This window comes from Azospirillum thermophilum (genome assembly GCF_003130795.1).
Classification (GTDB): domain Bacteria; phylum Pseudomonadota; class Alphaproteobacteria; order Azospirillales; family Azospirillaceae; genus Azospirillum; species Azospirillum thermophilum.
In genome coordinates this window covers 1,295,323-1,308,161 of the sequence record NZ_CP029353.1, presented here as the reverse complement: position 1 = coordinate 1,308,161, position 12,839 = coordinate 1,295,323, and the positions used below count along the sequence as shown (strand labels likewise).

Here is a 12,839-nt window from a genome sequence, read left to right as displayed (position 1 = left end):
CGTCCCTGCCCGGCCCATTCGCCGGGGGATGGCGCCGTCAACTCGTCACCGACTTCAGGTTCGCCTGGAACTCCTGCCGCTGCGGCACGCGGTCGACCGCCTTCTGGAACATCTCCTTCGCCTCGGCCGTCTTGCCCTGGTCGCGCAACACCTTGCCCCAGGCGTTGTAGAGGTCGGCGTAGGTCGGGTCGGCCTGCTCGGCCCGGCGGAACATGGCGACCGCCTCGTCCGGCCGGCCGAGGGCGGCGAGGGCCAGACCCCACTGGGTGTAGGCGTGCGGGTAGCGGCTGCGCTTCTCGGCGTCCAGCGTCAGCACTTCCTTGAACCTGGCGATGGCCTCCTCGTGCTTGCCCTTGGCGGCCAGCGCGAGACCGGTGTTGTGGATGGGAAGCACGAAGTCCGGCTTCATGCTGCGCGCCTCGGCGAACTTCTCGATCGCCTCGTCGGGCTTGCCCTGCTGCAGCAGCACGAGGCCCATCAGGTTGACCGCCCAGTGCCGCTCCTCCTTCGGCATGGCGATCATGCAGTTGCGCAGCTCGCGGATCGTGTCGGAGTAGTCGCTGCCGCCCGCGTCCTTGGTCGTCTCGTAATAGTAGGAGGCGATGATGTAGGGATCGATGAAGCGGACGATGTCCAGCGCGACGGGGCGGATCAGCTGCTCCGGGCGGTCTCCGGTGTATTTGGTGTAGAGGTTGCGGCCGCTCTTGCGGTCCTCGCCGCGGATGGCGAACTCGTAGCCCTTCTCCAGCTTCACGATCTCGCCGGCGAAGATGAAGTGGACGAGGCCGATGACTTCCTGCGTCGCCTTGATCGGCTTCAGGAACTCGAACTGGTCGGCGACCACCTTGACCGCCGTCTCGTCGTCGGTGAGCCCGACCTTCTGCTGTTCCTTCGCGGTGCGGGCGCCGCGGTTGATCAGCTTCACCTCCTGCGCGAGGCGGGAGGAGACGACGCGCGGCGACAGCCCGTCCTCGGCGACGACCTCGGGCACGTCGATGTCGCGGAACAGGACGCTGCTGGTTTCGAAGAACACCGTGTATCCCAGCAGCGCCGAAAGCGCGAGGGCTGGCAGGGTGAGTATGCCAAAGTCCATGTCGGTCCCCCCTGTCGATGACGTAGGAAGCGTCGGGCCGGTCAAGCTCCGGTGGATGGCGTGGCCGGGCCGCGGAACAGGTTGCCCGGGCGCCCGAACGTCGACGTTTTGTGGAGGCTACCGATTTTCCCTACCACTGTCGACCTTGCGGACACTCCTGAGGTAATCCGAAAGACAACATGCCTTGGTCAAGAACCCTTCGTCTTGCCGGTGAAGCCATGTTGTCCGTTGCTGCCGGTGGGGGCCGACCTGCGGCGGCGGCGGAACAGGTGCAGCACGCTGTAGCGGTACTCCTGCAAAAGCAGGATGGCGACGGCGATCACCCAGAAGTTCAGCCGGTTCAGCAACCACAGGGTGGCGTGGATGCCGTAGATGGTCAGGCCGCAGGCCAGCACGGCCATGGTGAGGTCGAGCAGAAAGGCCAGCAGCGGCGGTCCGCGGAACCCGGCCGCCAGCATGATCGCCGAATCGAGCGCGAAGAGGAGGGCGACCGCCGCGACGACGACGGTGTAGTTCCCCCGCTCGTCATCGGTGGCGATCACTTCCATCAGGCGGTGCGGGCCGTCGGCCAGACGCTCCATCACCAGCGTCCAGAACTGGTCGATGGACAGGTTCCAGCGGCCGTCCGGCTCGAAGATGGCGGAGAAGGTCAGCGTCCCCGGCTCCCACATGGCGACGACCATGGACAGGCCGAGCGAGACGCCGGCCAGGGTCGCCAGCGCCGGCCGCCAGGAGCCGTAGGGGTGGTGGAAGTGGGCGGCCTCGCTGACGCGGCTCCACAGCATGAAGGGCAGCACCAGCGCCAGCGGCTGTGCTGCGATCAGAGCCCAGGCCCAGGCGAGGGTCAGCAGGTCCATGGCGTCAGGCCCATGCGTCTCCCCTCCGGTCCCGGCCGAGACGGGACGGTCCCCCCGCCCGGACCACCCGGCCGGGGCGCGTCACCGGCGTCAGGCGTCGACGCTGCTGAACCAGCGGCGGGAACGCAGCAGCCCGGCGCGCCGCGGCTGCCAGCCGTTGTCCACCATGATGCGCTTCACCTGGCGCTTGGCCTCCTCCTCGCCGATGGCGTTGTCGGAGAAGTCGCGCAGGATGGCGGAGGCCTGGAGGAACTGCTGCTTGCTGATCTTGCCCTTCTTGCCGGCATGCTTGTCCAGCACCTGCTGGATGCGCCGCCCGGTCTCGCTTTCGAAGACCAGCCCCTCGTCCTGGGCGACGGTCCGCAGCACGCCGCGCGCCTCGTCCAGCGACAGCTCGTAGCGCGTCACCCCCTCCTCGAGGATGCGGCGCTCCGTTTCGCGGTTGATGAACTTGGAGGTCAGTCCGTTGAGCTTGACGAGATCGGCAAAGCGCTGACGCGCGTCGTCGGTGGCCATGAATCATCCTTGGTGCAGAAGCGGAACGAACTGGCGCAAGCATCGTCGGAAGGGATAGGCACGCGCCGCGCACCTCCCTCATCCGGCGTAGCCATTTAGGGTTTTTCGCACCCGCTCTGTCAAGTCACCCAAGGGCGAAAGGCCGCCTCCAGGCTGTGAGAACTCACCATTGTTATGCGATGGGATAGCAACCCCCGCCCCGCCGCCGACCTGCGGGTGCAGGCGGCGGGGACGGAGTCGCCGGCTATCCGGCCATCCTGCCCCCGCCCGCCCCCTTGCTGCGGAGCGGGGCGGGCTGGCAGGGGGCGACGAGCGCCGCGCGCACGGCGTCGTCGACCCGGTCCAGCCAGACGAACTGCAGCTTGTCGCGCACCGCCGGAGGGATGTCGTCGAAGTCCTTGCGGTTGCGCGCCGGCAGCAGCACCGTGCTCAGCCCGGCCCGCTGGGCGGCCACCACCTTCTCCTTGATGCCGCCCACCGGCAGGACGAGGCCGCGCAGGCTGATCTCGCCGGTCATCGCGGTATCGGAGCGCACGCAGCGGCCCGACAGCAGCGAGACCAGCGCGGAGAAGATCGCGATCCCGGCCGACGGCCCGTCCTTGGGGATGGCGCCGGCCGGGACGTGGATATGGATGTCCGACTTGTCGAGCCCCTCCGGGTCGAGGCCGAGGTCGCGCACCCGCGTCTTGACCAGGCTGAGGGCCGCCTGCGCGCTCTCCTTCATCACGTCGCCGAGCTGGCCGGTCAGGATCAGCCGTCCGGTGCCGGGATAGCGGCTCGCCTCGATGAACAGGATGTCTCCGCCGACCGGCGTCCAGGCGAGGCCGGTCGCCACCCCCGGCACGCTGGTGCGCATCGCGGCGTCGTTCTCGAACCGCGGCGGCCCGAGGATGCCGGCCAGCATCTCCGGCCCGATGCGCGGCGGCGCCTCCAGCCCCTCCGCCACCCGCACGGCGACATGGCGGCAGACCGCGCCGATCAGCCGGTCGAGATTGCGGTTGCCGGCCTCGCGCGTGTAGTCGCGGATCAGCGCCCGCAGGGTCTCGTCGGGAAGCACGACCTGATCCGGGCCGAGCCCGTTGGCCGCCCGCTGGCGCCGGACGAGATAGCGCTTGGCGATCTCCAGCTTCTCGTCCTCGGTGTAGCCGCTGATCTCGATCACCTCCATGCGGTCGAGCAGCGGGCCCGGGATGGTGTCCAGCATGTTGGCGGTCGCGATGAAGATCACCCTGGACAGGTCGACGGGCACGTCGAGGTAATGGTCGCGGAAGGTGGCGTTCTGCTCGGGGTCCAGCACCTCCAGCAGGGCGGCGGACGGATCGCCGCGGAAGCCCTGGCCCAGCTTGTCCATCTCGTCCAGCATCAGCACGCAGTCGCTGGTCCCCGCCTTGCGGATGGCCTGGACGATGGCGCCGGGCAGCGCGCCGATGTAGGTGCGCCGGTGGCCGCGGATCTCGCTCTCGTCATGGACGCCGCCCAGCGACAGGCGGGCGAAGGCCCGGCCGGTGGCCCGCGCGATGCTCTGGCCGAGCGAGGTCTTGCCGACGCCCGGCGGCCCGACGAAGCACAGGATGGGGCTGCGCCCGTCCGGGTTCAGCTTGCGCGCCGCCAGGAACTCCAGGATGCGGCGCTTGACCTTCTCCAGCCCGTAATGGTCCTCGTCCAGGATGCGGCGGGCCCCGGCGATGTCGATCACCCCTTCGGAACGGCGCGACCAGGGCATCTCGATCAGCCAGTCGAGATAGCTGCGGATCATGGAGTGTTCGGCCGCCGCCTCCGGCGTGCGCTCCAGCCGGCGCAGCTCCTTCTCGGCCTGCTCGCGCACGTCGGGCGGCATGCCGGCCGCGGCGATGGCCTCCTGCAGTTCCGCGATCTCGCTCTGCCGCCCCTCGTCGGCCTCCCCCAGCTCCTTCTGGATGGTGCGGAGCTGTTCGCGCAGCAGATACTCGCGCTGGCGCTCGTCCATCGATTCGCGGGTCCGCTCGCGGATGTCGCGGGACAGGCGCAGCACCTCGATCCGCCGCGCCAGCAGGGCGGAGACATGGTCCAGCCGTTCCGGCAGGTCGAACAGCTCCAGCACCTCCTGCTTGTCGGAGGGCCGCAGGTCCATGTAGGAGGCGGTGAGGTCGGCCAGTTCGCCCGGGCTCTCCAGCGCACGGATGGCGCCCAGCAGCTCGGGCGGGGCCTGCGGCAGCAGTTGCAGCGCCTCCATCGCCTCGTCGCGCAGGATGCCGAAGCGGGCCAGCACCTCCGGCGTGCGCAGGTCGGGCTCCTCGACCCGCTCGATCCGCGCCATCAGATGGGGATGCCCCTCCTCCCAGCCGGTGACGCGGAAGCGCTGGCGCCCCTGGCAGACCAGATGATGCTGGCCGTCCGGCGTGGTGACGTAGCGCAGGATGCCCGCCAGCGTGCCGATCTGGAACATGTCGGCGCCGGTCGGCTCCTCCACCTCGGTGTCGCGCTGGAGCAGGATGCCGACCGGCCCCTCGTCCCGCACCGCCTCCTGCGCCGCGGCGACAGAGCGCGGCCGGGCGACGGTCACCGGCACGACGACGTTGGGGAACAGCACGAGATTGCGGACGGGGATGATCGGCAGAAGCTCCCCCTGCGGATCGGCGGTCCGGGCGGGCGCGGCGCCGTTCTGGGCTTCGCTCATGTCCCGGCCCTCACCGCAGCTTGTCGAGCGTCAGGACGAGGCACCCGGCGACGAGGTCCCGTCCGCCGAGCCGGAAGGCACCGGGCGGAAGCTCGACCCGCCGTTCGAAGCGGCCGTGGGGGATCTCCAGCCGCCGGATCGCGCCACGGCGGCCAAGCGGCAGGGTCCGTTCCGCTGCCACCGCCAGCACCCCGTCGGCGAGCCGCACCTCCACCTGATCCGGGGCCACGCCCGGCAAGGCGACCGCCACGACCAGGGCGTCGTCGGTCTCGTAGACGTCCATCGGCGGAGTCCAGCAGGCGCAGCGCGGCGCCGGCGGCGCCGGCCGGAAGAACTGCCGGTGCAGCCGCTCGGCACGGTCGAGCAGCTCGACCGCCTCCGTCCACATCCAGGCTCCGGGATCATGCCGGCCCGTCATGCCCCCTCCCGCCACCGCCGGTCACGATTGGGGGGATGGATGCGTTCGCCGGTCAGCCTGTCCGATCCACTCATCTCGCACGTCTCTCCTGTAGGTGCGGGGCTTCGATGCCCCGTTCGCTGGTGCAAGAGAGAACGCGACGCAAACGCCCCCGTTCCTCCCCCCGTCCGGACACACACGAAAGGAAGGGGAAGGGCCGCAACTTAAGGCCGTCATGGGTGCCGGCCGGGCGGCCCGCCATCGGCCGGAAGGCGATATCACCTTGAAAAACCAAGGCCCTTCCCCGTTTCCAGGGAAGGGCCTTGCCGGAGCGCGGAGGACCGCCGCGGAAAACCGCCGCCGCGCCTCAGTGCGACAGCAGCAGCGGCACCGGGCAGGTGCGCAGCATGTGACGGGTGCCGCCGCCGCGGTGCAGGAAGGGGAAGCCGTAATGGCCGTGCGCCCCCATCACCATCAGGTCCGCCCCCGAATCCATCGCGCGGGCCAGCAGCGCGTCCATGGCGCCGATGTCGGTGACGGTGAAGTGCGTCTGCTCCGCCTTCACCCCGTGCAGCGACAGGTGGTCGAGGATGCCGACGCGGTGGGTTTCGGTGTGGGGCGTGTTCTGCGTCAGCACGGTGACCACCGTCACCTCGCTCGCCTCCTGCAGGATCGGCATGGCGTCGGACAGGGCGCGGGCCGCCTCGCGCTCGGCGTTCCAGGCGACGGCGACGCGCTTGCCGATCACCGGGAAGGTTCCGGCATAGGGCAGCACCAGCACGGGGCGCCCGGCATTGAGGACGAGCTGCTCGTTCAGCTCCTCCGGCGCGGCGGCCGAGCCGGCCTCGCGGTCATACTGGCTGACGACGGTCAGATCGGCGAAGCGCGACCAGATGATCAGCTCGCGGATGACATGGTTGTACTCGCCATGCTCCAGCCCGTGCCACTGGCCCTGCAGCCCGGCCGCCTGGAGCTTCTGCTGGAACAGCTCCCGGCTGCGGGACGATGCCTCCGCCAGATGCTCGCTCGACCGGCGGGCGATCACGCTGGTGGTGCTGCGGTCCGCCTGCGCGAACAGACCGCGCAGGAACGCCCCGTGCCGGACGGCCAGGGCGGCCGCCGCGTCGATCCGCGCCTCGACATGGGGGCTCGAATCCAGATGCACGAGGATGTGCTTGTAAGACATTGAGGCTCCTCCCGATGGTCATTGATCGCCAACAGGCTTTCCAGTTGCCGCAGCGATGTTCTTAGGCCGCCCGCCGCCGGTCGCCCGCCGGAAGCAGCCGCCACACTGCCGGTTCACCCCGCAGCGCAGCGAACACCATTGTGCATACTGACCATCCGTACCACCTCTGCGGCCAAACGTCACACCGGATCGCAAGGGGGGCGGACCTGCCGCGCCGACCTCACTCCGCCGCCTGGGGCCGGGGAAGACGATGTCGCCGCGCCGGCTCAACGCCTTGGCCAGCGCATCCAGCCGCCGCTGCACCGCCTCGCCGGGCGGCACGCTGCCGTCCTCCGGCAGGCTCAGCACCAGCTTCTCCCCCACCACCTTCAGGGCGGTGCGCTGCAGCAGCGCCGTGGCCCCGCCGCTCAGCGTATGGGCGAGGCGCAGCGCCAGGCCCAGCACCAGCGCCTTGCGGGCCAGCCCCTCGCTGACCACCGGCCGCACGCGGGAGGTCAGCGGCGCGTCGATGGAGCCGGCATAGCGGGCATGGCCGGCAAGCGCCAGGAAGGCCCGCTCGTCATGGTTCACGGCCGGGAAGGGATAGCGCAGGATGCGCAGGAAGGCGTGTTCGGCGCGGTAGTCGGGGTGCTCGGCCCAGCCGACGTCGCTCAGCAGGCAGGCGGCATGGCGCAGGCGCATCGCCGCCTCGTCCTCGCCGGCGAACAGGCCGGTGGTCCAGGCCATCAGCAGCGACGGGTCGCCCATGCGGGAGAAGCGCCGCGCCCAGTCGCCCGCCGCGGCGAGGAGCGGATCCTGCCGCTGCCCCTCGGGCGACAGCAGGGAATAGAGGTGCCCCTCGCGCAGCCCGTAGGCGGAAAAGACGACGCGCGACGGCTGCACGTTGCGCAACAGCCGCTCCAGCACCAGCGCCGCATAGGGGATGGTGTCGATGCGCCGGCGCGAGCCGGAGAGCTTCTCCAGCGACGACCGGCTCTGCCGGGCCACCAGCCCGGCGAACTCCCGCGCCTCGGTGGCAGGGATGCAGTAATGGTGGATGATGTGCAGCGGGTGGCCGGTCTGCTCCATGTGCAGCTTGGCGAGCGCGCGCCAGCTCCCCCCCACCGGGTGGAACGGCCGGCCGCGGAGCTGCGACAGCCAGTCGAGCTTCTCGAAATGCTGGTCGATGTGGCGGGCGAGGTCGCCGTTGCGCGCCGCCCCGGTCTCCATCAGCCGCAGCGGGCCGAGCGGCAGGGTCACCTGCTCGCCGATCGTCCCCTGTTCCAGCCGGACCAGTTCCAGGCTGCCGCCGCCGAGGTCGCCGACCAGCCCGTCCGCCCCGGGGGTGCCGGACAGCACGCCCATGGCGGACAGCCGCGCCTCCTCCTCGCCGCTGATGGTGCGGACGACGAGGCCGGTGCGGTTGCGGATCGCCTCGACGAAGGCGGGGCCGTCGCTGGCGTCGCGTACCGCCGCGGTTGCGATGACGTCGAGCCGCCCGATGCGCATGCCGTCGAGCAGCCGGCTGAAGCGGTCCAGCGAATCGAGCGCCAGCGCCACGCCGTCCGGGTTGAGGCAGCCCGTCTTCTCGACTCCGCGGCCGAGGCCGCACAGGACCTTCTCGTTGAACAGCGGCATCGGCGCCCGGATCAGTCCGTCATAGACGACCAGCCGGATGGAGTTCGACCCGATGTCGATGACCGCGACATGGTCGCCGCCGCCCTGCTCCGCCGACGCGCCGGGTATCCCGGAAGATACTCCGGCCGTGCGGGCAGAGCTGCTGTCCTGCGCTGAAACCATGGCCTTGCCGCTCCCGCCTCAGGAAACCGTACGCAGCATCAACCGCGGCGGGGTGCGTTTGCTGCCTACAGCGCTGCCCCGACCGGACAGGCTGGGGTTCGTCATGAAGTAATTATGCGCGGAGAAGGCGTCCGGACCAGCCTTGATGCGATGGTAGACGCCGTCCGGCCCGAGCTTCCAGGTGTTCGCCTCGTCCTTGAACTGGGCGACCATGATCTGGTCGAGGACCTGTTCGTGCACCGTCGGGTTCTCGATCGGCACCAGCGTCTCGATGCGGCGGTCGAGGTTGCGCGGCATCCAGTCGGCCGAGGAGATGAAGATCTTCGCCTGCGGGCTGGGCAGGCCATGGCCGTTGCCGAAGCAGATGACCCGGCCATGCTCCAGGAAGCGGCCGACGATGCTGCGCACGCGGATGTTCTCCGACAGGCCGGGCACGCCGGGGCGCAGGCAGCAGATGCCGCGGATCACCATGTCGATCTGCACGCCGGCCTGCGAGGCCTTGTAGAGCTTGTCGATGATGTCCGGATCGACCAGCGAGTTCAGCTTCACCCAGATCTGGGCCGGCCGGCCGGCCTCGGCATGGGCGATCTCGGCGTTGATCAGCTCGACGAGCTTGGCGCGCAGCGTGATCGGCGCGATGGCGATCTTCTCCAGCACCTTGGGCGTCGCATAGCCGGTCATGTAGTTGAACATCACCGCCGCGTCGTGGCAGAGCGCCGGGTCGCAGGTGAAGAAGGACAGGTCGGTGTAGACCTTCGCGGTGATCGGGTGGTAGTTGCCCGTGCCGAAATGCACGTAGCTGCGCAGCGCCTTCTTCTCGCGCCGCACCACCAGCGACACCTTGGCGTGGGTCTTGAGGTCGACGAAACCGTAGACCACCTGGGCGCCGGCACGCTCCAGGTCGCGCGCCCAGCGGATGTTGGCCTCCTCGTCGAACCGGGCCTTCAGCTCGACCAGGGCGGTGACCGACTTGCCGGCCTCCGCCGCCTCGATCAGGGCCGCGACGATGGGGCTGTCCTTGCTGGTGCGGTAGAGCGTCTGCTTGATCGCCACCACCTGCGGGTCGCGCGCCGCCTGCCGGATGAACTGCACCACCACGTCGAAGCTCTCGTACGGGTGGTGGACCACGATGTCCTTGTGGCGGATCGCCGCGAAGCAGTCGCCGCCGAAGTCGCGGATGCGCTCCGGGAAGCGGGCGTTGAACGGCCGGAAGACGAGATCCGGCCGCTCGTCGACGATGAGCTGCTTGGTGTCGGTCAGGCCGATCAGCCCGTCCAGCACGAAGACGTCGTCACTCGCCACGTTCAGCTCGTAGCGCAGGAACTCGCGCAGGTCGGCCGCCATGCCGCTGTCGGTGGCGAGCCGGATGACGCTGCCGCGGCGGCGGCGCTTCAGCGCGCTTTCGAAGGTGCGGACCAGATCCTCCGCCTCCTCCTCGATCTCGATCTCGCTGTCGCGCAGCACGCGGAAGACGCCGTTGGCCTTCACCTGGAACGGCGGGAAGAGACGGTCGATGAACATCATCACCGTCTTCTCGAGCTGGATGAAGCGGATGTCCGACCCCGGCAGCCGGATGAAGCGGTCGAGCTGGGCCGGCAGCGGCACCAGAGCGTCGAGATGCGTCCCCTTCACCGGATCGAAGAGCTGCAGCGCCAGCGAGAAGCCGAGGTTCGGCAGGAACGGGAAGGGGTGCGCCGGATCGACCGCGATGGGCGTCAGGATCGGGAAGATGTCGTCGAGGAACTTGCCCTCCAGCCAGACGCGCTCGCCGTCGGTCAGCCCGTCCGGGTCGATCACGGTGATCCCGGCCTCGCGCAGGTCGGTCTTCAGCGTGCGCCACATCGCCTGCTGGCTCGCCATCAGCTCGATGATGCGCTGCTTGACCGCGGCGAGCTGCTGCGCCGGCGTCAGGTTCTCCGGACTGGGGTTCTTCACCCCGGCGGCCACCTGCCCTTTCAGGCCGGCGACTCGCACCATGTAGAACTCATCCAGGTTGCTGGCCGAGATCGACAGGAAGCGCAGCCGCTCCAGCAGCGGGTGGTTGGGGTTGGAGGCCTCCTCCAGGACACGCTGGTTGAACGCCAGCCACGAAAGCTCGCGGTTGATGAAGCGGTCGGGGAACCGGCTTCGACACACGGAGATTCGAATTCCTGGAGCTGGGTCACGGCAAGCCTCGGCTGGTGGCAGACGTATGATCATAGACAAAGTTGGGGCGACAACCCTAGCCCAACTGCGTTACGGTTTCAGGACACCATCAGCGGATGCCCTCCGACCAGATGGGCGTTCCCCTCCCCCTTTTCTCCACTCCCGGCCGAGATGAAGACGCTTTTCCTGCTGCGCCATGCGAAATCCTCCTGGGACTCGCCGGGTTCCGGCGACCATGACCGGCCGCTTGCCCCGCGGGGTGAGAAGGCCGCTCCCCTCGTCGGCAGCTATCTGCGGAAGCACCACGCCCATATCGACCTCGTCCTGTGCTCCACCGCCGTCCGGGCGGTCGAGACGGGACGGCGCGTGCTGTCGGCCATGGGCGCCCCGACCCCGCCGGTCGAGCATGAGCGCGGCCTCTACCTGTGCGGCGCCCACACGCTGCTGGAGCGCGTGCGCGACGTGCCGGACTCGGTGACCGGGCTGATGGTGATCGCCCACAATCCCGACCTGTACGAGCTGACGCAGGAGCTGGTCGGCGAGGGCGAAGCCGCCCTGCGCCATGCTGTCGCGGACAAGTTCCCGACGGGCGCCTGTGCGGTGATCCTGTTCCAGACCCTGCACTGGCGCGACCTCGACCTCGGCGCCGGGCGGCTGGTCGACTTTGTGCAGCCGCGAAAACTTTCTTAACGAGCGGCGGGGCTTTGCGGTAATCACTTCCCGACCGGACCGGAAGGGACAAAGACTGGTGACGCAACCACCGCCCGCTTCCCCGCCTGCAGCGCCCACCGCCACCCGCGAGGTGGAGCTGAAGCTGCACGTGGCGCCCGGCGACCTCGCCCGGCTGGCGACGCTTCCGGCCCTGCTCGACCGGGCCGACGGCCCGCCGGCGGAGCGCCGGCTGCGCACCGTCTATTACGACACCCCCGACCTGAAGCTGTTCACCGCGGGCATCGCGCTGCGCATCCGTCAGGAGGGCGAGCGCTTCACCCAGACGCTGAAGACCGTCAACAGCGCCGCCCCCGGCGACAGCGCCGCGGTGGCGATCCGGCGCGAGTGGGACTGGAGCATCCCGGCGGAACGGCCGGACCTCTCGCTGCTGGCGGCGGAGGGGTTGGGCGCGCTGGTCCCGGCCGACGCCCGCGACGCCATCGTCCCGCTGGTGACCACCGAATTCCGCCGCACCACCCTGCTGGTCCGCCCCGATCCGCTGACCGCCATCGAGGTGGCGCTGGACGAGGGCGCCATCACCGCCGGCGCCGCCAGCCATCCGATCTGCGAGGTGGAGCTGGAACTGCTGTCCGGCCGGGTCGGCCGGCTGTTCGACCTCGCCCTCCTCGTGCAGCGGGCGGTGCCGGTGCGAATCGGGACGGAGAGCAAGGCGGAGCTGGGGCTGCGCCTCGTCACCGGCAGGCTGCCCACCCCGGTGTTGCCGGAGCCGCTGGCGCTGTCCCCCGTGACGACGGTGGCGGAGGCCTGGCGGCACATCGTGCGCCACGGGCTGCGCCAGCTCCTCGCCAACGAGGCCTGCACGCTGGCCGGCGGCGATACGGAGGGTCTGCACCAGATCCGCGTGGCGCTGCGCCGGCTGAACACCGCCCACCGGCTGTTCCGGCCGCTGGTGGCGTCACCGGAGATGGAGCGGCTGCACGCCGACCTGCGCGCCTTCGCCAAGCAGCTCGCCCCGGCGCGCGGCTGGGACGTGCTGCTGACCCACGCCGCCGGACCGCTGTCGCGCTCGCCGGATGCCCCGGACGGCCTGCCGGACCTTGCCGAGGCGGTGCGTGCCGCCCGCGCCGCCCCGACCGGCGCCGCGGTGGAGGCCATTGCCTCGCCGCGCTGCTCCGGCCTGATCCTGGCGCTCGGCGCCTGGCTGGAGGACGGGCGCTGGCATTCGGAGGCGCCGCCCGACCGGCGCGCCCTGCTCGACCGGCCGGTCGCCGACCTCGCCGGTCCGTGGCTGTCCCACGCCCTCGGCCGGGTCCGCAAGACGGCCAAGCCGATGGAGTCCGGGCGCGCCGATACCGAGCAGCGCAACCGCCTGCGCCGCCGCCTGCGCAGCCTGCGCTATGTGACGGAGTTCTTCCGCGGCCTCTATCCGGAGACCGCGACCCTGCCCTTCATCGCGAGGCTGGAGGCGGTGCAGCAGGCGCTCGACGCCGATCATGATGCGATGGTGGCCAAGAGCCTGCTGCGCGGCTCGACACCGG

The 12,839-nt window shown here is 70.1% G+C and carries 9 protein-coding genes and 1 pseudogene; 2 read left to right on the top strand and 8 right to left on the bottom strand.

Features of this window, described 5'->3' with window-relative positions:
- Positions 1-37: 37 nt before the first annotated feature.
- From DEW08_RS12395 to DEW08_RS12360, 8 genes are all read right to left on the bottom strand, one after another.
- On the bottom strand, positions 38-1,093 hold the full coding sequence (locus DEW08_RS12395) for a tetratricopeptide repeat protein (RefSeq protein ID WP_109327527.1): 1,056 nt from the start codon (positions 1,091-1,093) through the stop codon (positions 38-40).
- Positions 1,094-1,281: 188 nt separating this feature from the next.
- Complete coding sequence (locus DEW08_RS12390; RefSeq protein WP_109327525.1) at positions 1,282-1,950, bottom strand: hypothetical protein; 669 nt, start codon at positions 1,948-1,950, stop codon at positions 1,282-1,284.
- Between the two features lie 90 nt (positions 1,951-2,040).
- Positions 2,041-2,466, bottom strand: coding sequence for a hypothetical protein (locus DEW08_RS12385; RefSeq protein ID WP_109327523.1), 426 nt, complete (start codon positions 2,464-2,466; stop codon positions 2,041-2,043).
- Positions 2,467-2,710: 244 nt separating this feature from the next.
- The gene (lon, locus tag DEW08_RS12380) at positions 2,711-5,122 is read right to left on the bottom strand and encodes an endopeptidase La (RefSeq protein WP_109327521.1); all 2,412 of its coding nucleotides are present in this window, start codon (positions 5,120-5,122) and stop codon (positions 2,711-2,713) included.
- A gap of 10 nt (positions 5,123-5,132) precedes the next feature.
- Positions 5,133-5,540 carry an Hsp20/alpha crystallin family protein gene (locus DEW08_RS12375; protein WP_109327519.1) on the bottom strand — a complete coding sequence of 136 codons (408 nt, stop codon included), beginning with the start codon at positions 5,538-5,540 and terminating at the stop codon, positions 5,133-5,135.
- A 346-nt stretch (positions 5,541-5,886) separates the two neighbouring features.
- Positions 5,887-6,705, bottom strand: a complete 819-nt coding sequence (locus tag DEW08_RS12370; RefSeq protein WP_109327517.1) for a universal stress protein — start codon at positions 6,703-6,705, stop codon at positions 5,887-5,889.
- A gap of 18 nt (positions 6,706-6,723) precedes the next feature.
- Positions 6,724-8,484, bottom strand: coding sequence for a Ppx/GppA family phosphatase (locus tag DEW08_RS12365; protein WP_109327515.1), 1,761 nt, complete (start codon positions 8,482-8,484; stop codon positions 6,724-6,726).
- 18 nt (positions 8,485-8,502) lie between these two features.
- Positions 8,503-10,683, bottom strand: a complete 2,181-nt coding sequence (locus DEW08_RS12360; protein ID WP_425429095.1) for an RNA degradosome polyphosphate kinase — start codon at positions 10,681-10,683, stop codon at positions 8,503-8,505.
- A 117-nt stretch (positions 10,684-10,800) separates the two neighbouring features.
- On the opposite strand from DEW08_RS12360, the gene DEW08_RS12355 reads away from it, so the two are divergent.
- Together DEW08_RS12355 and DEW08_RS12350 are read left to right on the top strand one after the other, a co-directional pair.
- Entirely contained in the window at positions 10,801-11,319 is a 519-nt protein-coding gene (locus DEW08_RS12355) for a SixA phosphatase family protein (protein ID WP_109327513.1), read from the top strand.
- 58 nt (positions 11,320-11,377) lie between these two features.
- Positions 11,378-12,766: pseudogene (locus tag DEW08_RS12350) on the top strand (CYTH and CHAD domain-containing protein); the annotation flags it as partial.
- Between the last annotated feature and the right edge of the window lie 73 nt (positions 12,767-12,839).